An 18,254-nucleotide genomic window follows, 5' to 3' on the forward strand; every position below is an offset into this window, starting at 1 on the left:
ACGATTGACACTCCCGCCTACGCGCCTACGCTCCACATGTACCGCGGCGGCTGGCGGCGGCGAAACTCGGCGAAATCCACCTGTTTCGGATAAGTCGCCGCACGTGCTGTACGCAAATCACGGCGATCACCGCGCCAATAGCGGCAGCGGCGGCTACGCGGCCGGCGCCGGCGACGCATTGCGGCGATGGCGGCACGGCGGCGGCGACCCTGCTCGCGCTGTTCATCGGTCTGTTCCGTTTGCTCGCCGTAAGTGCTGCTGATGCGCAGCTCCTGCAATCCTTCGCCGCTACGTCGCGAGGCGGCACGCTGCTCCTGCCCGATCGGATCGATCCGCTGCAGCCGATCATGCACCAGCGAAAAGGCCATGCTGCGCCCTGCCCCGAGGTCGATCACCTTGGTGTCACGCTGGCTTGCGGCAAGGGCGGCGAGCGCCTGCGGATCGACCAAGGGTGACGACGCAGCTGTCCCGGCGTTCGAACCACCCGATTGCGCCAACCACAACGCCATCAGCTGCAACATCATCGGATGGCCGTCCGCATGCAGGTCCATGGCGTTCATCGCGGTAGCGGGCGCGACGAATGCGATGCCTCCATTCGCCGGCTGCACTCTCGCGAGAGGCCCCGCAAACCGGCTGTCATCCATGGGCGGAGGCGGCGCAATGCCCGCGCCCGGATTGCGCTGGCGATCCTGTCCGGCCGGCAAACCTACATTGGCAGCCCGCCCAAAGCCAAAAACGCCTTCGCTCCCATACAGGCTCGATGCAGCGGCGGCGGACTTGACTGGCTCCATGTTCGATGCAGGCATTGCCGGTACCGCTGTCGTTGCCGGCGTGGCGACCTGCCCTGAAGTCGTTGTCTGGTTCGATAGCGCCGCCGACGGCTGTGCCGAAATCGGCAGCACGAGGGCCGGCGCAACGAGTGCCCTGCTCGGGTTTACTGTCAGGTTCAGTGTGGGCGCCGCCAGCACCACGTTGACCGATGCATCACTGGATTTGCCGGGGCTTGGCGTGGACATGTCTGGGCTGACGCCAACGACCCAGTGATCCGGCTTTTTCTCTACCGGCGAAGGGAGCGGCGTATTCTGCTGTGCAAGATCGAGCGAACCGAAAGCGGCCGCTATCTGTCGAGGGGTAGGCATGACCCTACTCACGCCATCGCTTGACCCATCGACAACGTAATGATCGGAGGGAACGCTTGACGAAGACGCCGCATCCGGCGGCGGCGTTACAAAAGCCTGGCTTCCGGCAAGATTTACACTGCGCATGATCTGATCGATATGGTCGTCAGGCAAATCGACGACCTGGCTCACATTGAGCGGGCTGTCCGCTCTCAGACCCGGATTCACGGCAAGAATCGCCTCGACCGGAAGATGCAGCGCATTCGCCAGATCATTCACCGTACCGCCCAAGGACAACGGAAACAGCAGGGTCAAACCGCCATCGTTCGCGCCCAGACCGGGCAGGTTCAGCGGATTACCGCCTATGATGGCATGCAACAAGGAGTCGGACATGACTGCAGACTCATGTAAGCAGGGTTGGAGTGACTTCCAAGGCGCCGAGCTTGCTCTGCGCGAAGCGTTCGATCAGTTGCGGCGCCCCTTCGACCAGGCTGCGATACGCTGACTCTGAGCGCGTATCGGCACGCAGCTGCCAGCCGTTGCTGGTGCGGCTCAGCCACAGCTCGGTGCCGGGCAGCAGGCCATTCTTCAGCGTGATCATGATCTCGCGCGCTTGCGCTGCGCTACGACTGCTCGTGTCAGGCACCAGCAACTGTTTCACATGCCGCTCGATCAGCTCGGCCAGGGCGGGGGCCAGGGCAGCCTGGCCGGCTGCCGGCTGCTCCGCATTCGCGCGTACCGCTTGTTGCACCAGATGCAGGGCTTGCAAGCCGATAGTGGCGGCAGCCGGATCACCGTCGCGACGCTCGTCCTGCTGATCGCTGCCGCCGTCATCGCCCTGATCGCGTGAAGCCAGGACAGGCGACTGCGCCCTGCCCTCACCCAGCTGCCGTTGCAGCAGATCGCGCAGGGCTTGCTCCTGGTCAAGTGACAACTCGTTTTCAGCCGCACCGGCACTTTCATCGGCTTGCGGATGGGCACCCAGGTCGACATCAAGCGTGTCTTCTTCGTCCGGACCGCTTGGTGTTGAACCGTCCGTCGGCTGTTGTCTGCTACGCATCAAGCTACGAAAGCGCTGCACGTTTTCATGCTCGCCATGGAGCGCAGCCTTTGCATGGGTTACGCGCATGCCACGGGGACCGGCCACGCCGGGCGGGGTGGATGACGGTGGGCTTGCCGGCGGCATATGCATATCGACCTCAACGTGACGTTATCTGGCGTAGCGCCAGCTCTTCCAAACCATGCTCCTCGCGCAACGCTTCCTGGCTGCGCGTTTGCCGCAACCAATCCTGCTTCATTTCACCCAGGGCCTCGACTTTGCCATGCGCTCGCCGCCAGGCGGCGCTGGCCAGATCCAGCGCGGCAGCCGCCTCGCTGGATGCACGCGTACGCTGTTCCAGCTCGGCATGCTTATGCACGATAAGCTGATCCAGCCACGCAAGATGGCACTCATGCCGGTTCATCGCCTCTCCCGTAGGCGCTCCCTGGTCGAACAGTTCGCGCCACGATGTCTCGGCAAAGCCCTCGCGCTGGCGCACCGATTGTTCCCATTGCTGCGTGGCCTCGATGCGCTGGCGCTCGGCATCGCTCCAATGCTCGCGGCAAGCTTTCATTTCCGTCTCAAGCTTGCGCAGGCGTATCCCTCTGACCCTGCACAAGGGTTCCAACGGGAATTTATCGGGGCCGGCGCTCATGTGCAGACTCCGATCAGCCGGTTGCGTGTGCCGCTGAACTCCGCGTGCTCGTGGGTATCCTGGCGCAGCAATTGATGAATGGCGTCGATTCGCGCGATGGCCGTATCCGCATCGGCATCTCCGCCTGGCTTGTATTCACCCAGTTGCAGCAACATCTCGATCTCGCGGTACTTGGCCAGGTAGCGCCGCAGCGCGCCGGCCGCGCGCTGATGGGTCTGCGGCGTCACCCGCGGCATCAGGCGGCTGGCGCTGGCGAGCACGTCGATGGCAGGGTAGTGGCTGGCTTGCGCCAGCCGGCGTGAAAGATAGATGTGCCCATCCAGGATCGAGCGGACCTCCTCGGCAATCGGATCGCTGCCGTCCTCGTCCTCCATCAGCACGGTATAGAACGCGGTGATCGACCCCTTGTCATTGGTGCCCGCGCGTTCGAACAGGCGCGGCAAGGCGGAAAACACCGACGGCGTAAAACCGCGCCGCGCAGGCGGCTCGCCCATCGCCAAGCCGACGTCGCGCAGCGCACGCGCAAAGCGTGTCACCGAATCCATCATCAACAGGACATTCATGCCGCCATCGCGGAAGTATTCGGCGATGGCGGTACCCAGCCACGCCACGCGGCTGCGCTCCAGGGCCGGACGATCCGAGGTGGCGACCACCAGCACGCTGCGCTTCAAGCCCTCCTCGCCCAGGCTGTCGTGCAGGAATTCACCCACCTCGCGGCCGCGCTCGCCGACCAGCACGATCACATTGACATCCGATTGGGCGTTGCGCGCGAGCATGCCGAGCAAGGTGCTCTTGCCACCGCCGGCTACCGCGAAGATGCCGGTGCGCTGGCCACGGCCGATCGTCAACGCCGCATCGATCGCGCGCACGCCGGTCGGCAGCGGCTCATCGATCGCTTGCCGGGTGAATGGATTGGGTGAATCGGCATACAGCGGCACCCGCTCGACATTCAGCAACGGACCCAGCCCATCCAGCGGCTCGCCATGCGCATCGATTACGCGGCCCAGCAAACTATGGCCTGCCGGCGCGGTGGCCTGCTTGCCGGTGGCGGTCACCGTAGTGGCGGTGGAAATGCCTTCCAGCGGCCCAAGCGGAGTAAGCAAGGTCTGCTGCTGCGACACACCGACCACTTCGGCCAGCAGGCTGAAGCCGGAGTCGCCCTGCTCCAGCAGGCAAAGTTCGCCGATCGCCGCGCGCACGCCGGTAGCGCGCACCAAGGTGCCATAGGCTTCGGCGACGCGGCCCACGTGCTGCAAAGTGTCGCGCCGGCTAAGGGCACGCAGCAGCGGATCATCGCTGTCCTGCGACGACAGCTGGCCCGGTATCCGCTCGTCAGACGTCCGTACGTTCACGTCGCCCTCCGGCCGTCTTTTCCGCGGCGGCAAGGATCACTCTCGCCTGTTCGAGCTGTTCGTTGAAGCCAGCGCGCACGATTCCGCCCGCCGACTCGATGATGCAATCGAAACGGTCGAGGTTCGGATCGCCGATGATTTCGATATCCGGTGCGGCGGCAGCGCCCAGCGCGGCAACCTCGCTGCGCGCCCGCTCCACGATATCTGGATGGATGCGCACCAGCAGATGGGGCTCGAACACCAGCTTTTGCATGGCTTCGGCCACCAGCGATGCGACCAGTCGCTCGGCGCCGATCACCGGCGCAATGTGTTTCACCACGCCGATCGCGACCTCCGCCGCGCGCTTGCGCAATTCCGCGGTAGCGGCGAAGCGCGCATCGGTTAGCGCCTGCAACGCCTCGGCGCACTCGCGCAAGCCGGTTTCACGTCCCTCGACCCGGCCTTCGCGCCGGGCCTGGGCAAAGATCTGCTCGCGCTCGGCCTGGGCCTCACGCAGCAAGGCATTGGCCTGTTCGACGATGCGCTGCGCTTCGGCTAGCGGTGTCCAGGCTTCAGCCGGAATCACGCCGGCCGTGACATACAACAGAAAACGCTCGCGATCGGCGACCAGGGCGTTCATTCGATTCGTCCTTGCGTGGCGATGGGCGCGGACGCGGCTTCTTCGTCCAGGGTCTGTTGCTCGACCAGCAGCGCGGGAACAGCGGCTGTCGGCAGCCAGCACTCCCCCTTGCATGGCCGTGCAGGCACTTGCGCATAAGCCAACGCGAGTCGCGCCGCAAGGTGCTCATGCCGGCGTTCGGCGTGGGCAAGGAATTCGATCTTGCCGCGCTCCTGCAGCGCCTCGCTCAAAGCCTGTGCGTCATGGCTGCACTGTTGCAGGACGGCGCTGCCCATCTGTCGTACCACTTCCGGCACGGAACCCGCCCACGGATTCGCATGCTGGGCACGCCGCCAGTTTTCCAGGCCCAGCACACTGCGCACGAACAGCACGGCATCACGCTCGACCAGCATGCGCAATGCCGGCCCGAGGGCGAGCGTCCCCAGCTCCTGCGTGAAGGCCTGCAGACGCGCATGCGGCCATTGCAGCCAGGGTTCGTCGTCTCGCCACGCCTGCCATCGCTCCTGATCGGGGGCGAACACATCCGGTGCCTGGCGCAACGCAGCGCGGACCAGGTGCCGTCGGCCGAGCGGGGAATGCCGCGCCCGCTGCAGCAGCGATTCGGGAAGATCTCCGCAGCGCGCCGGATGCACGGCATCGAGCAATGCCCGCGCGTATTGCTGGCGCACACTGCACTCAGCGTTCATGCGGCACACCCGAGCGAGCCAGTGAACGCGGCCGCCCGCCCATAAACGCGCCGCGATTGCGCCACAGCAACACGCCTGCAAGCAACAGCACCAACGCCGCCAGCCCGATCATCGCCAGCGAAGTCACATCGCTGCGCAGCAAGCTGCTGTTGGCGGCAGCTTGCGGCAATTCGGTGGGCGCGCGCTGGAAGAATTGCACGGTGACACGGCTCGCATCGGTCAGGCCCTCGGTACCGTTCATGACGGCCGACTTGATATCCGGCGCGCGGCCTTCGATGCCTGCGTTCGGGCGCGTGATGACGACCACCGAGGCGGAGCCGCTAGGTGGCTTGTCCTCGATCGGACTCTTGTCCGGAATCGACAAATACACATAGGCGTCCACCACCCCATCGAATTGCCGCAGCGTATGACCCAGCTGCTGCTCGCGGGCATAGATGAAGCGTTGCTTGTCTTCCAGCGGCGAGGAAACGAAGCCATCTTTCTTGAAGACCTGGCCGATGCTGTCGATACTCTGGTGTGGAAGCCCCTGGTCTCGCAGCACCGCCACGGCGGCCGGCATGTCGTGGCGATCCAGCACGACCTGCCAGCCCTCGCCTCGCTCGGCCGCGCGCTTGTCCGCATCGATGCCGTTGTTCAGCAATGCGGCAATCACTTCGTTGGCTTGCTGCTCGTCGAGCTTGTTGTACAAAACCTCGCGCGAACAGCCGGCCAGCAGCCCCAATGCGAACATCAGGGCCACTACCCGTCCGGCCTTTTGGGTGGTCCACTTCGGCATCACGCCACCTCAGGACTGTTGGCGGAACAGCTGCTGCACGCCGTCGGAACTCCGATTGGCGACGTTCGAGGTCATCTCGGCCTGGAACACCATTTCCTGGCAGCGCATCGTCATGTCGATGATCTGGCTTGGCGCCAGGTCGCGGCCGCTGCTGCGCATGGCATTGGCCAACTGGCCCAGCCGGCTGGCCTGGCCGTTGAGCGAATCGAACTGGTTCAGCACCGCCTTGATGCTGGCCGAAAGCTCCTGCGGCACCGGCGCCACCGCCTGGGTCTGATTGACATTGGCCGGCGCGGCGTCGGCGAAGGTCTGGCGGAACCTTGCAATGTCGTCGACATGCGCCGGCGCGGTGGCCGAGCCAGGCGTAGCGGCAAAATCAGCGACGTTGACCATTTGAGTCGGAAGCACGTTCATGTGAAAACCTCCTGCGGCTAAAGCAGTTTTTCGTTTAAACATTGGCCCATTCGCCCCTGCCCCACATTCCCTGCCGTCATTCCTGCGGATGCGGGAATGACGGCCGTGTGGGAAAACATCTGTATAGGCATCGACGAAAGGCGCTCCAGCCGATTAGCCCTGCTTTTGACCCAGGGTGCTCAAGGCCTGGCCGACGGCATTGGTCGAGGTGGACGCACTGGTCGACAGGAACTGCATCTTCAGGCTCTCTGCCGTGAGCTGGGTGAGCACCGAAGGGTTGTCCGACCCGCCATTCATGCCGCCGGCCTGGCCGTTGGCGTTGGCACCAGAGCCGCCGCCACCGACCTGGTCCGACAAGCTGGTGACCTTGTTGGCCTGCTGGTCGAGCGCATTGCCCCACGCCTTGGCCAAGGCTTCGAACCAGCTGTTGGATTGATCGTTGCTGACGGTCTGACCCGCCGACGCTGCGCCGTTGGCGATCACGGTGTTGAGGAACTGGCTGTTGTTGCTGGAACTGATCGTGTTGCTGCTCATTGTCGTCTCCTGCCTGGTGGGGGGCTCACTGATGGGCGGGCTCCGGGGAAAAAAAGAAACAGTCGGTGTCGACCGCTTCGCATGGGGTTTGCCACTCAACGATGGTTCGACGCCGGCGCCTCCTTCGCGGGTACGGCTTTGGCAACCGATTGCGTTACCGCGGCGGGCGCTGCAGCGGCCGCACTACTGCCTGGCGCTGCCGGCATCAAGCGCTCCATGTCGATCGAATTCATGTCGCCCAGCGGCTGCGGCGTCATGTATTTGTCGTCCTTGTTCAGTTGCATATAGGTGTTGTCGCGCATGCGCAGCAAGATGTTCTGGTCGCTGGTCACGCCGACAAAGATGCCGCCCTGCGGCAAGCTGCTGCCCGGGTAATAGCGCGACTGATCGCGTGTCACCACGTAGCTGTCCGCGCCGCTGCTGACGTGCTGGATGAGTTTGCCTTCATCGAGCTTGGGGGCCTCGGGCTTGCGCTCGTCGTAATTGCGCAGCGCCAGGTTGAGGCCTACATCGCTATTGAGGTTTTGCATGTCGGCCGAACCGAGCACTTCCCTCTTCACGCGCTCGGTGTTGTCCGGGTCGCCAAAATGACCATCCACTTCGATCAGTCCTTGATCCAGCAACCGCGTTTCCACCGTGTAGCCGTGCATGCCGAAGATGTCCTTCACCTGCTTGGCGACACTCGGCCAGTCACGCACCGCCAGCTCGGTGGTCAGGCCGGCTGCCGAGAGCTTGCGCTTGAGTTCGGGCAGCTGCGCGACATTACCCACCACACCGTGCACGACCAGCCGATCGCCGCCGTCGATGTTGGCGACGACATGCTGCAGCGACATCTGATGAAGGATGCCCTGGGTTGCCTCCAGCTGTTCGCTGGCGCTGCGCGGATGAATATTCGCAGGATGGCTCACCTTCCAGCTGCCCAACAGTACGACCAACGCGAACGCCAGCAGCGCAGTGGCGATCGCCAGCACTCCGCGCCGCCGGCCGGCGAGCTGCTTTTCCGCTACGCGGACAGCGGCATGATCGATGGCGTTGTCCAGGCTCAGCCAGCGTTCGCTCCAGTGCGGCCCAATCGCGAACCACACCTTGCCCAGGCGTACCATCGTGAAGGGTTCGAGCGCGACGTTTTCGCCGTCCGCGACACGCCGCTCCTGGATTTCCACCTCGCCGTTGAGCGCGCGTAACAGCACCTGATCGCCCACCACGGTGAGCACGCAATGATGATCCCGGATCTCGGCATCGCCCAGAATCAGGTCGCAGTCGTCCGCCTGGCCGACCATCAGGATGCCGCGTTCGGGCAGACGGAATTCCGCACCGGCGTGCACGCCGCTGAACACGCGCAAGCGCAACTGCACGCGCGACGACGGCCGTTCCCTGCTATGCGTACGATGAGCGACTTGGCTGTTCATGGTGTGGGGAAAATCGGCTCCGTCAGTGGATACGTGGCGCGGCTGTGTTGGCCGCAGGCACCGGCGGCTGCGGCGGAATCGGCGCGATTGACGGCTGCGGCTGCGAGGCCGGTGCCGGTGCCGGATTGTCGAACCGCCACCAGCCGGTCTTCTTCGCGTCCCGCTCATCGATCTGCTGCTGCGACTCGATCGTAACCTTCGACGAGCTCGGGGTTTCCTGGCCGGTGACTTGATTGAGCGCGATCAGGCGCGGCGTGATCAGAAACAGCCGTTCGATGTGTGCCCGCTGCTTTTGCACCGTCTTGAACAAATAGCCCAGCACCGGGATGTTGCCTAGCACCGGAATCTTTTGCGTGGCATTGCTGCCGGAATCCTGGATCAGGCCGCCGAGCAGCAGGCCCTGGCCATCCTCGATCACCGCCTGCGTGTTCACCGCATTGTTGCTGACGATCGGATAGGCCACGCCTTGGGAATCGGCCGTCGTATAGGTGATGTTGCCGTCGTCGATCTGCACCGCCATGCGGATGTGCAGCCTGCCGTTATCCTCGACGAGGTGTGGAGTCACGCGCAGCGTGGTGCCGGCCACGACGTTGTACAAATCGGAGTTATAAGCGCCGGACACCGGCACGTAGACGGTCTGGTTGCTCTGGATCACCGCCTCCGCATCGTTCATGGTGATGACCTGCGGATGCGTCACGACGTGCGTCACACCATCCGCCTCCAGTGCATCCACGTTCGCAACGAAATGCGCCGGATCACCCAGGATGGCGCCGATCTGGCCACCGCCGCCAAACAAACTGGCCAGGGCCGCCAGGGCCGAGCCATTCTTTCCCCCCAGCAAGGCGGCCGCCAAGGCCTTTTTGGCATCATCGGCGATTGGCACATTGTTGGGACCGTTGCTGGTGAAGCCCCCCGTGATGCCCTTGTTCCGATAGAACCAATTGACACCCAGCGAGCGCGCCTTCTGCTTGTTCACATCGATGATGGTCGCTTCGATCTCCACCATTTGCGGCGCCACGTCCAGCTGGCGGATCAGTTCGTCATACATGGGCATGCGATCGGCGGTATCGCGCACGATGATCGCGTTGCGAAAGCTGTCGGCAACGATACGGCTGTCGCCTTGACCATTGACGGCCTGCAGGGTGTTCTGCTGGGCGGACTGCGAAGATGCCGAATTCGACAGCGCCGTCTCGTTGTCGTCATTGTTCTGCGCCGGCACGGTGTAGTTGCCCAGCGGCGGAGGCGGCTGCTGCCCCATGCCGGCCAGCCCTTGGCCACGCAGGCCGGGCTGGCGTGCCGAGATCAGGCGCTCGTGTGCACCACCGAACTGATCGCCACCGGCAACCCCCACCAATTGGCGCAGCACCGAGGCAACCCCGGGGACGTTGACCTGGCGATTGCCGATGGTGATCGTCGTATCCGAGGCCCAGGCGTACTTCAGCGGATACATCTTGAAGCGCAGGCTGGGATTCTGGCCAAGACCGGCGATGGTCTGCGCCATCTGCTTCACCTGTTCAATGAACCGCCTACTGCCGGTGATCATGACCAGCCCGGTGCTCGGCTCCAGCCGCCAGATGTCGCCGCTGGCGGCGTCCGACCAATTCACGCTGGCCATGGCGGCGAGGAACTGCTGTTCCACCGGCAGCGGCACGCTGGTGTAGTCGGTCTGGCGTTCGGTATTGAGATAAACGTAGACAGCCGAACCGTCCCAGTACCCGAACAGGCCATTGCTGTCGGCGAGTTTGCGCCACACTTGCGCATAGCCGCCCTTGAAGTCGCCATTGAGCGTACCGGACCTTGCCGCCACCTGCGGGCTCATGACCACCTCCAGCCCCTGGTCATGGAAGAAATCCGGCAAAAATTCGTGCAGGCTCTTGTCAGCATGAATTTCAACCACGCCTTTCTTGAACGGGATGGGTGTTGCCGACAACGTCGTTGCGCATAGCGTCAAGCCCAGGACCAACAGCGAACCTCCCATCCTTGCACCCAGCTTCCTGCTCCATCCGCCCCTGATTTTTTTCGTCATGAATGATTCCGATTCCAAGCAAATCCGTAGCTTCAAGCCACAAGTTGTCCAACCGGCACCAGACGCAGGTCCGGTACCAGCTCCTGATAAGAAAGCACGGGTATATCGGCGTATTCCGCCTCGGTGAGCTTGCGCAGATGGCGGCGCACGTCGGTCGAGCTGATCATCACGAGCGAAGCGCCGTGCTCGCCACCGACGTAGTCGCCGATCTGCGCCAGCAGTTTCGCGGCCAGATCCGGCTCTACCGCCAACTGTGCTCCGGCCGGACCGTTGTGCACCGAACGGCGCAAACGCTCCTCCAGTTCGGGACGCGTGACCAGCACGCGCAATACGTGATCATTGTCGGCGTAGCGATAGCTGATATGGCGACGCAACGACATGCGCACGTATTCGGCGACCAGCACGATGTCTTTCTCGCGGCTGGCCGCGTCGGTGATCGCCTCGAAGACATCGCGCAGCTGGCGGATCGGCACACGCTCTTCCACCAGCCGCTTGAGTACGTCAGCGACGCGCTGCGGCGAAACCACCCGAAGCATCTCGCGCACCAGGTCGGGATAGTCGCGGCTCAGGCCATTGGAGAGATTCGACGTCTCCTGGATGCCGACGAACAGCGACAGATGCCGCGCCAGCGCGAGGCGGATATGCTCACGCAACATATGCGGCGGTTCGAGCGCGCGTGCGCCATGGCCGCTGTCGCGCGCCACCCAGCGGCCAGGAAAGCCAACCACACCCTCCTTGACCGGCGCGCCATCGCCCTGCGTTTGGGCCGGCAGCGCAACTCGCCCCGGCAAAAACACTGCTTCGGGTTTCAGTACCCCATAGCCGATGCGCACGCCGTAGGCGTATAGCGCATAGCCTTGCTCGGGCAAGTTCAGTCCGGCGCGCAGCGCAGGCTTGGGCAGCGGCACACCGTATTCCTCGCGCAAGCTGCCGACTACTTGGCGGAACAGATTGCGCACCTGGGCGCTGCCCAGCGCCTGCAACGCCGCCATGTTCACTTCCAGCAGCAATGCCGGTGGCGGCATCAGCGCATCAGTGTCGGCTACGTCGGGCGGCAGCAGCTCGGCCTGGCTTTCCGGCACCTTGAACAGCTTGCGCAGCAGGCCGACGCGTTCACGCATGCGCCATGAAGCCACTCCCACCATGATGACGCCGATTGGAAGAAAGACCAGCACCGGAAAGCCCGGAACCAGCATCATGCCCAGCGCAATGCAGCCGAGGATCATCATGACACGCGGCTCGCCGGAAATTTGCTTGGCGATGATCGCGCCGAGATTGCGTTCCTCCTCGTCGCCGGCGGTGCGCGTGACGATCAAGCCCGCCGAAATCGAAGCCAGCAAGGCGGGGATCTGCGCTACCAGGCCATCGCCGATGGTGAGTACGCTGTACGTATGCATGGCATCGTCCAGGCTCATGCCGTGCATCAGCACGCCCACGCCCAGACCACCGAGCAAGTTGATGACGATGATGACCATGCCGGCGATCGCGTCGCCCTTGACGAACTTCATCGCACCGTCGAGCGATCCGTGCAGCTGGCTTTCCACTTCCAGCAGGCGACGGCGCCGGCGCGCCTCTTCCTTTTCGAGCAGACCCGAGCGAAGGTCGGAGTCGATCGACAGTTGTTTGCCGGGCATCGCGTCGAGCGAGAAGCGCGCAGCCACCTCGGCGACGCGTTCGGCGCCTTTGGCAACCACGATGAACTGCACCACCGTGATGATGAGGAAAACCACCAGGCCGACGATCAGGTTGCCCCCCACCACCATGTTGCCGAAGGCATCGATGATGTGACCGCCGTCGGCATTGAGCAGGATCGAGCGGGTGATCGCAATCGACAGCGCCAAGCGGAACAGCGTGGTCAGCAACAGCACGCTAGGGAAGCTGGAAAACGCCACCGGCGCGGGAATATAGATGGCGACCAATAGCAAGCCCACGCCAATGAGCATATTCAACGCGACCAGCGCATCGATGGCCACCATCGGCAGCGGCAGGATCATCAAACCGATGATTGCCACCACCCCGGCGACAAGCACCAGGTCGCTATAGTTGCGCGCCCCGCCTCTGCTTGAGGCCAGCCGCGAAAGAATCGATTCGAGCGCCATTACGCAGCGACCTTGCCGGTGTCGCGCAAGCGCCCGGCCCGCCGTCGCAACGGCGCGCTGGAATGCATGTGAAGGGGAACGTGGTTGGGGAACACGTACAGCTCCAGCAGGCGGTAACACATAAACCGAGCGGCATACGCCACTCGTCGATTTTTCCCTGCCGCCGCCAGTGCATCAGCACTTCACTACGCATGGCCAATGCCCCCTGTCGGCATCAGTGGTGGCGAACCTACCAGTGTTTCCAAAAAGCGAAACCTAGGGGTGACCCTAGGTTTCATTGTCCAAAAAATAGTGGCGCAAAAATTTCGGAAGAAATGGTCTGCAATTGGCTATTGCATTCCAGTTTGCGCGTGATTTCCATCGCAATTGCGCGTCATCACAAAAAATTCATCCCGTCTTCGTAGTCTCATCGGTAGCGTGCAATTCAGCCAGCAGTTCGATTTTGCCGGGCGTGACGCCGATCACTAACCTGCGCCCCTGTGCGTCAAGCACCACGACGCGTTCGCGTGTGCCCACCGCCACTGCCTGAACGACCTTGAGCGGGCCGTTGCCGCTTAGCGCCTTGCCCCGTTTGAACCACCAGAGCATCGCGAGTATCCCCATGGCCACTGCAATGAGCGGCACCAGCAGACCCAAGAACGAACCATCGTGCTCCGCAGCATCCGCTGCGAAGGCAGCACTTGGCAAAAATAGGCCGACCAGCACGTTGCATAGTAACTTCTTCATGGCATTATCCCGCTCCGCTGAACTTCAGCTCGATGATTCATCTTTTTGAAACATATCATCGCAAGCTGTTCGATTATCTTTGTGGACTGTTGCGCAAGGTAGTGGTGCAAGTAACAAGACGGCCGCGATAGAGGCCGCATAGGTCAAATAGCTAATGCCGCGCCGCCACCACCGGTGCGATCACCAAGTTATTCAAGGATAGGTGACTATGCCTTTGGCGCAAATCGACCGCAAAGAAATCCAGGCAGAGCAAGCGTCCGGCCCAGCAGGACCGGGCTATGCGCTGATCGACGCACTGCCGTGGCCATGCATCGTATTTGGGCGTGAACCTGACACTACGCTGACAAGCAACGCCGCCTTCCGCGCAGAATTTCCCCGGCTCGCCGGCACGCAAACGCGCGAGGCGTTCGAGAACGGCTTTGAAATGACCGGCGGCAAGCATGGCGCGCGCATCTACTTCGCGCCGGATACCCGTCGCTGGTATCGCATGGAGCACCGCGAGCTTGTGCTTGGCGATCGCGCCGACGCGCTGTTCCTGATCAACATCAGCGAATGCGTTGAGGTACTGCGCCGGCACCGCGAGCAGCACGAGCAGTTGCTTTCCACCTCGCGCATGATGAGCGTAGGTGAAATGGCGACCACGCTGGCGCATGAACTCAACCAGCCGCTGTCTGCGGCGATCAACTATTTGTCCAGTTGCGAACAGATCGTCAACGGTGAATCGCAAGACCATCGCCTGCGCCAGGGCATCCATCTGGCGAAGCGCCAGGCCGAGCGCGCCGCGCAGATCATCGGCAGCATTCGCGAGTTCGTGCGCAGCCGCGAACCGCACCGGCAGCACCTGGATACCCGCAAGCTGATCCGCAACGTCATCGAAATGCTGCGCCTGGAGGCCGAGCAGTACCAGGTCCAGATCATCAGCAGCATTGCCCAGGACCTGCCGCCGATCTTCGCCGACCGCGTAATGATCGAGCAGGTTCTGTTGAATCTGATCAAGAACGCCATCGAGGCGATGCACGGAACACCGCCCGCGCGCCGGCGCATCCACCTCGCGGCGCGGCTGGACGATGACGACATGGTCGAAATACGCGTCATCGATCAGGGCTGCGGCATCGATGAGAACGGTATGCAGCAGTTGTTCACGCCCATGTACACCACCAAGCCGGATGGCCTGGGGATCGGGCTGGCGATCTGCCGCTCCATCATCGAGTACCACGAAGGCCGGCTGTTCGCCGAGCCGAACCATGAGGACGGGCAAGGCGCCGCGCTGGTGTTCACCGTGCCGCGAGGACTGGCTTGATGACGACAGCGATCGATACGCGCATCTACCTGGTCGACGACCATCAGGAGTTCCGTCAATCCTGCACCTGGATACTTGAGCAAGCCTGCTTCCAGGTACGCGATTTCCCGAGCGCGCTGGCGCTGCTGAAAGACCTGACGAGGGAGCCCCCGCCATCCAGAAGCTGCATCGTCAGCGACATCCGCATGCCGGGCATGAGCGGCCTGGAATTGCAGGGTGAGCTGGCCCACCGCGGCCTGTCGATACCGTTGATTTTCGTCACCGGTCACGGCGATGTGCCGCTTGCCGTGGACGCGATGCGCCACGGCGCCGCCAATTTCATCGAAAAGCCGTTCGACGCACCGCTGTTGATCGACGCCATCCATACCGCGCTGGCCAATCATGCGCCGCAGGCGGCTTCCACCGCCCTGGCCAAGCTCACCCGCCGTGAACGGCAGGTGCTGGACGGCATCATGGGCGGCAAGCTCAACAAGGTGATTGCCGACGAGTTGAATATCAGCCCCAAGACCGTGGAGCTGCACCGCGCCAATATGATGGCCAAGCTTGGAGCCCATAACGTGGTGGAGCTAACCCGCGTCGTGTTGGGCCACAACTGAATGCTGCGCGACACGCCCCTCATGACGATGGATCGCGGCCAGGCAGTCGGTGAAGCCGGTGAAGCGCTGAGCGAAGCCGCCCGCGCCTTGCTTGCGCGCGGCAACGTGCTGAAGGACCAGAGCGCACTGGAATTGCGTGCTGGCGTGGGCCAGCGCCACGCCGCAACGCTGGCATGTGTTTGTCTCGACGGCGCGCAGGGACGACTGCTCGTCGCGCTGGAACGCGAGCAGATCGCCAATCCATTGGGTGACGCGCAGTGGCAGGACTATACCGGCGACGCGCGCCTGCTCGCCTGGTCGCTGGCCCATGAGCCGATGCTCGACGCACTCGGCCGCGTGTTCGGCGGCGGCTTCGTCGCCAGCCGCTTCATGGCTGCCGGCTCGCCTGACGCATGCTTGTGGCTAGCGCTCAGTTGGCACGGCGAGCATGGCCAGTCGCTGCAAGGCTGGCTGGGCCTTGGTGTGGCCGAGACCCGACTGCTGAGCGCGTGCGCCGATTGGAAGCGTGATCCATCGAAACTGTCGATGCTGGGCGACGCGGCGGTGCTGACATTCGAATTGATGCTGCAAGGCCGGGCGGTCAATCCCGAGACGGCGGCTCAACTGATGCCTGGGGACGTCCTGCTCGTCAGTGAAGGGGCGGACTGCGACGCCTGTTTGCAGCCCGACCGGGAAACTTTGCACAGCATGTTCGGTCTCCCCGCCGGCTGGATGGTACAGCGTCGGCACGGGCAATGGACAATCGCCGCCCGCCCGCTGTCGTCGACCGCCATCGATCCCCATCGCCCACGCTTTCGCCTGGCCCAGCTCAGTCTCAGCCCCGAACAAGTAGGTGCCTTGCAAGCGGGAAGCGTGCTGAGTTACGACAGCTCACTGCTCGGCAACGCGGTCGACATTCTGTTCGGAGAGCACCGCTACGGCGAAGGCGTGATCGTCGCACTGGGCGAATGGCTGGGCGTGCGTGTAAGCCATCACGGAAACTCCCAGAAGGGTACGATTTGTGGATTTCAGTAGCTTCTCCCCTGCCCTGATCATCACCGTCGTCGTAGCCCTGGCACTGGCGCCGTTCGTGGCAGTGATGGTCACCTCGTTCACCAAGATCGTGGTCGTGCTTAGCCTGTTGCGCAACGCGCTGGGACTGCAGCAAGTGCCGCCCAATGTGGTGCTCAACGGCCTCGCAATCATTCTTTCGGTGTACGTGATGAACCCGGTAATCATGGACACCTACCAGAGCGTGCAGACACAAATGGGCACGCAGCCGGCTGGCCCCATGAACATGGACAAACTGAGCGCGGTGGTGCAGTCAGGCAAGGAGCCGTTGCGGCAATTCCTGATCAAGCATAGCCATCTGACCGAACGCAATTTCTTCCTGCAAAGTGCGAAGCGGCTGTTGCCGCCGGAGCGGCAGAAGGAACTGAGCGCCGACGACTTCATCGTGATCATGCCGGCGTTCACCGTGAGCGAATTGACGCAGGCGTTCCAGATCGGCTTCCTGCTGTTCCTGCCGTTTCTGGTGATCGACCTGGTGGTGGCCAACATCCTGTTGGCGATGGGCATGATGATGCTCTCGCCCACCATGGTGTCGCTGCCCTTCAAGCTGCTGCTGTTCGTCCTGCTCAGCGGCTGGGCCAAGCTGATCCATGGCCTCGTGCTCACCTACCAATAGAGGCGGCGCATGTACGATCAGGAAGTCCAGCTGGCACGCGAAGCTCTTTGGCTGGTGCTGGCCTTGTCGGCACCACCCATTTTTGCAGCCGCCATCGCCGGCCTGATCGTCGCGTTCCTGCAGGCGGCCACGCAGATCCAGGAGCAGACCCTGCCCTATGCGGTGAAATTCATCGTGGTGGTGCTGGCCTTGCTGGCGACGGCGGCGATGCTCGGCGGCACCTTGTACAAGTTTGCCGACCGGCTGTTTACCGACTTTCCCGGCATGCTGCGCTGAGCGCCCGCCGATGGCTCCTTTCCCGGTCGAGTATCTGGGCAATCAGCTCAATGGCATCGCGCTGACCTTGCCGCGCATCGTCGCGGCGTTCCTGGTGCTGCCGTTGATGACCTCGGAGACGATGCCGTCCCTGGTGCGCAACAGCTTCTACGTAAGCCTGGCCATCCTGGTCTATCCGCTGGCGGCAGCCGCCAATCCAAGCGCCACGATCATGCAGGGAGCCACCTGGGTGATGGTGCTCGGCAAGGAAATCTTCGTAGGTCTGCTGATCGGCTTCTGCTACGGCACGGTGTTCTGGGCGCTGGGCGCCGCCGGCAGCGTGATCGACACCAAGGCAGGCACGTCGATGTCGATGGAAATGGACCCGCTCGCCGGCCAGCAGAACACCCTTACCGGCGTCTTCCTGATGCAGGTGGCGACCTGGCTGTTCATGGTCAGCGGCGCCTTCATGGTATTTCTGGATCTGCTGATGTCCAGCTATGCGATCTGGCCGGTGGCCAGTCTGCTGCCGCCCTTGCGTCCGGGCGGCATGGCGTTTTTCGTCGGGCAGTTCAACTATTTGATGACGGCGGTGCTGGTGTTCTCGGCGCCGGCCCTGGTCGTGATGTCCCTGGTCGATATTGCCTTGGGCCTGGTCAACCGTTATGCGCAACAGCTGAATGTTTTTTCGCTGGCGATGCCGATCAAGTCGTGGCTGTCCAGCTGGGTATTGCTGCTGGCGCTGGGGGCGATGATCGAGGTGGTGATGCGCAAGCTGTATGAGAACCGCGATTTGCTGGTAGCGCTGAAGCGCATTTTGTAGGTTTGGGTGCAAACCCCAACGGCACCGTTTTTCGTCTTCGCACGGTTGCTACATGTCGCTGATGGATGCATTGCCTGCGGCGCTTTCGGTCCCTAAAGGGCCCGAGTCACTTTTCTTTGCTGGCCCAAAGAAAAGTAACGGCGGTCTCTAAACTCAAGTGCA

General features: G+C 63.0%; 19 protein-coding genes. 6 read left to right on the forward strand and 13 right to left on the reverse strand.

Features of this window, described 5'->3' with window-relative positions:
- Positions 1 to 17 precede the first annotated feature (17 nt).
- From EKH80_RS04425 to EKH80_RS04485, 13 genes are all read right to left on the reverse strand, one after another.
- The gene (locus EKH80_RS04425) at positions 18 to 1,511 is read right to left on the reverse strand and encodes a hypothetical protein (RefSeq protein WP_126683507.1); all 1,494 of its coding nucleotides are present in this window, start codon (positions 1,509 to 1,511) and stop codon (positions 18 to 20) included.
- A 10-nt stretch (positions 1,512 to 1,521) separates the two neighbouring features.
- The gene (locus EKH80_RS04430) at positions 1,522 to 2,304 is read right to left on the reverse strand and encodes a type III secretion HpaP family protein (protein WP_126683508.1); all 783 of its coding nucleotides are present in this window, start codon (positions 2,302 to 2,304) and stop codon (positions 1,522 to 1,524) included.
- A gap of 13 nt (positions 2,305 to 2,317) precedes the next feature.
- Complete coding sequence (locus EKH80_RS04435; protein WP_126683509.1) at positions 2,318 to 2,812, reverse strand: hypothetical protein; 495 nt, start codon at positions 2,810 to 2,812, stop codon at positions 2,318 to 2,320.
- Positions 2,809 to 4,125 (reverse strand): FliI/YscN family ATPase, encoded by a 1,317-nt coding sequence (locus tag EKH80_RS04440; RefSeq protein WP_126683555.1) that lies wholly within the window; start codon positions 4,123 to 4,125, stop codon positions 2,809 to 2,811. The genes EKH80_RS04435 and EKH80_RS04440 overlap by 4 nt, the downstream gene beginning before the upstream one ends.
- Positions 4,126 to 4,144: 19 nt before the next feature.
- Positions 4,145 to 4,783 carry a FliH/SctL family protein gene (locus EKH80_RS04445; protein ID WP_158628743.1) on the reverse strand — a complete coding sequence of 213 codons (639 nt, stop codon included), beginning with the start codon at positions 4,781 to 4,783 and terminating at the stop codon, positions 4,145 to 4,147.
- The gene (locus tag EKH80_RS04450) at positions 4,780 to 5,469 is read right to left on the reverse strand and encodes a hypothetical protein (protein ID WP_126683511.1); all 690 of its coding nucleotides are present in this window, start codon (positions 5,467 to 5,469) and stop codon (positions 4,780 to 4,782) included. Before EKH80_RS04450 ends, EKH80_RS04445 begins: the two co-directional genes overlap by 4 nt.
- Positions 5,459 to 6,244: a type III secretion system inner membrane ring lipoprotein SctJ gene (sctJ, locus tag EKH80_RS04455; protein ID WP_126683512.1), complete on the reverse strand. Its 786-nt coding sequence runs from the start codon at positions 6,242 to 6,244 to the stop codon at positions 5,459 to 5,461. Before sctJ ends, EKH80_RS04450 begins: the two co-directional genes overlap by 11 nt.
- Positions 6,245 to 6,253: 9 nt before the next feature.
- Entirely contained in the window at positions 6,254 to 6,658 is a 405-nt protein-coding gene (locus EKH80_RS04460) for a hypothetical protein (RefSeq protein ID WP_126683513.1), read from the reverse strand.
- 153 nt (positions 6,659 to 6,811) lie between these two features.
- Positions 6,812 to 7,192: a hypothetical protein gene (locus tag EKH80_RS04465; RefSeq protein ID WP_126683514.1), complete on the reverse strand. Its 381-nt coding sequence runs from the start codon at positions 7,190 to 7,192 to the stop codon at positions 6,812 to 6,814.
- Positions 7,193 to 7,287: 95 nt separating this feature from the next.
- A complete protein-coding gene (locus tag EKH80_RS04470; RefSeq protein ID WP_158628744.1) occupies positions 7,288 to 8,601 on the reverse strand; it encodes an FHA domain-containing protein in 1,314 nt (437 codons plus the stop codon).
- Between the two features lie 22 nt (positions 8,602 to 8,623).
- Positions 8,624 to 10,627 carry a type III secretion system outer membrane ring subunit SctC gene (gene sctC, locus EKH80_RS04475; RefSeq protein WP_126683516.1) on the reverse strand — a complete coding sequence of 668 codons (2,004 nt, stop codon included), beginning with the start codon at positions 10,625 to 10,627 and terminating at the stop codon, positions 8,624 to 8,626.
- 32 nt (positions 10,628 to 10,659) lie between these two features.
- Positions 10,660 to 12,726, reverse strand: coding sequence for a type III secretion system export apparatus subunit SctV (sctV, locus tag EKH80_RS04480; protein WP_126683517.1), 2,067 nt, complete (start codon positions 12,724 to 12,726; stop codon positions 10,660 to 10,662).
- A gap of 387 nt (positions 12,727 to 13,113) precedes the next feature.
- A complete protein-coding gene (locus EKH80_RS04485; RefSeq protein WP_126683518.1) occupies positions 13,114 to 13,452 on the reverse strand; it encodes a FliO/MopB family protein in 339 nt (112 codons plus the stop codon).
- A gap of 208 nt (positions 13,453 to 13,660) precedes the next feature.
- Here EKH80_RS04485 and EKH80_RS04490 point away from each other — a divergent pair, with 208 nt between their 5' ends.
- From EKH80_RS04490 to sctT, 6 genes are read left to right on the forward strand one after another with little or no spacing between them, the layout of a single operon-like run.
- The gene (locus tag EKH80_RS04490; protein WP_126683519.1) at positions 13,661 to 14,752 is read left to right on the forward strand and encodes a sensor histidine kinase; all 1,092 of its coding nucleotides are present in this window, start codon (positions 13,661 to 13,663) and stop codon (positions 14,750 to 14,752) included.
- The gene (locus EKH80_RS04495; protein ID WP_126683520.1) at positions 14,752 to 15,348 is read left to right on the forward strand and encodes a response regulator transcription factor; all 597 of its coding nucleotides are present in this window, start codon (positions 14,752 to 14,754) and stop codon (positions 15,346 to 15,348) included. The genes EKH80_RS04490 and EKH80_RS04495 overlap by 1 nt, the downstream gene beginning before the upstream one ends.
- A 21-nt stretch (positions 15,349 to 15,369) precedes the next feature.
- A complete protein-coding gene (locus EKH80_RS04500; RefSeq protein WP_126683521.1) occupies positions 15,370 to 16,362 on the forward strand; it encodes a hypothetical protein in 993 nt (330 codons plus the stop codon).
- Positions 16,349 to 17,014, forward strand: a complete 666-nt coding sequence (gene sctR, locus EKH80_RS04505; protein WP_126683522.1) for a type III secretion system export apparatus subunit SctR — start codon at positions 16,349 to 16,351, stop codon at positions 17,012 to 17,014. Before EKH80_RS04500 ends, sctR begins: the two co-directional genes overlap by 14 nt.
- A 9-nt stretch (positions 17,015 to 17,023) precedes the next feature.
- Positions 17,024 to 17,290, forward strand: coding sequence for a type III secretion system export apparatus subunit SctS (gene sctS / locus EKH80_RS04510; protein ID WP_126683523.1), 267 nt, complete (start codon positions 17,024 to 17,026; stop codon positions 17,288 to 17,290).
- 10 nt (positions 17,291 to 17,300) lie between these two features.
- Positions 17,301 to 18,092, forward strand: coding sequence for a type III secretion system export apparatus subunit SctT (gene sctT, locus EKH80_RS04515; protein ID WP_126683524.1), 792 nt, complete (start codon positions 17,301 to 17,303; stop codon positions 18,090 to 18,092).
- Positions 18,093 to 18,254 lie beyond the last annotated feature (162 nt).

The sequence above is a fragment of the Dyella choica genome, from assembly GCF_003977665.1.
Lineage (GTDB): Bacteria > Pseudomonadota > Gammaproteobacteria > Xanthomonadales > Rhodanobacteraceae > Dyella_B > Dyella_B choica.

Excerpts from the sequence above, each read along its gene's own strand:
- sctV (WP_126683517.1), bottom strand. The coding sequence starts at position 12,726 with ATGGCGCTCGAATCGATTCTTTCGCGGCTGGCCTCAAGCAGAGGCGGG.
- EKH80_RS04470 (WP_158628744.1), bottom strand. The coding sequence starts at position 8,601 with ATGAACAGCCAAGTCGCTCATCGTACGCATAGCAGGGAACGGCCGTCG.
- EKH80_RS04430 (WP_126683508.1), bottom strand. The coding sequence starts at position 2,304 with ATGCCGCCGGCAAGCCCACCGTCATCCACCCCGCCCGGCGTGGCCGGT.
- EKH80_RS04435 (WP_126683509.1), bottom strand. The coding sequence starts at position 2,812 with ATGAGCGCCGGCCCCGATAAATTCCCGTTGGAACCCTTGTGCAGGGTC.
- EKH80_RS04495 (WP_126683520.1), top strand. The coding sequence starts at position 14,752 with ATGACGACAGCGATCGATACGCGCATCTACCTGGTCGACGACCATCAG.
- sctC (WP_126683516.1), bottom strand. The coding sequence starts at position 10,627 with ATGACGAAAAAAATCAGGGGCGGATGGAGCAGGAAGCTGGGTGCAAGG.
- EKH80_RS04500 (WP_126683521.1), top strand. The coding sequence starts at position 15,370 with ATGACGATGGATCGCGGCCAGGCAGTCGGTGAAGCCGGTGAAGCGCTG.
- EKH80_RS04445 (WP_158628743.1), bottom strand. The coding sequence starts at position 4,783 with ATGAACGCCCTGGTCGCCGATCGCGAGCGTTTTCTGTTGTATGTCACG.
- sctS (WP_126683523.1), top strand. The coding sequence starts at position 17,024 with ATGTACGATCAGGAAGTCCAGCTGGCACGCGAAGCTCTTTGGCTGGTG.
- EKH80_RS04490 (WP_126683519.1), top strand. The coding sequence starts at position 13,661 with ATGCCTTTGGCGCAAATCGACCGCAAAGAAATCCAGGCAGAGCAAGCG.
- EKH80_RS04485 (WP_126683518.1), bottom strand. The coding sequence starts at position 13,452 with ATGAAGAAGTTACTATGCAACGTGCTGGTCGGCCTATTTTTGCCAAGT.
- EKH80_RS04425 (WP_126683507.1), bottom strand. The coding sequence starts at position 1,511 with ATGTCCGACTCCTTGTTGCATGCCATCATAGGCGGTAATCCGCTGAAC.
- sctJ (WP_126683512.1), bottom strand. The coding sequence starts at position 6,244 with ATGCCGAAGTGGACCACCCAAAAGGCCGGACGGGTAGTGGCCCTGATG.
- sctT (WP_126683524.1), top strand. The coding sequence starts at position 17,301 with ATGGCTCCTTTCCCGGTCGAGTATCTGGGCAATCAGCTCAATGGCATC.
- EKH80_RS04465 (WP_126683514.1), bottom strand. The coding sequence starts at position 7,192 with ATGAGCAGCAACACGATCAGTTCCAGCAACAACAGCCAGTTCCTCAAC.
- EKH80_RS04460 (WP_126683513.1), bottom strand. The coding sequence starts at position 6,658 with ATGAACGTGCTTCCGACTCAAATGGTCAACGTCGCTGATTTTGCCGCT.
- EKH80_RS04450 (WP_126683511.1), bottom strand. The coding sequence starts at position 5,469 with ATGAACGCTGAGTGCAGTGTGCGCCAGCAATACGCGCGGGCATTGCTC.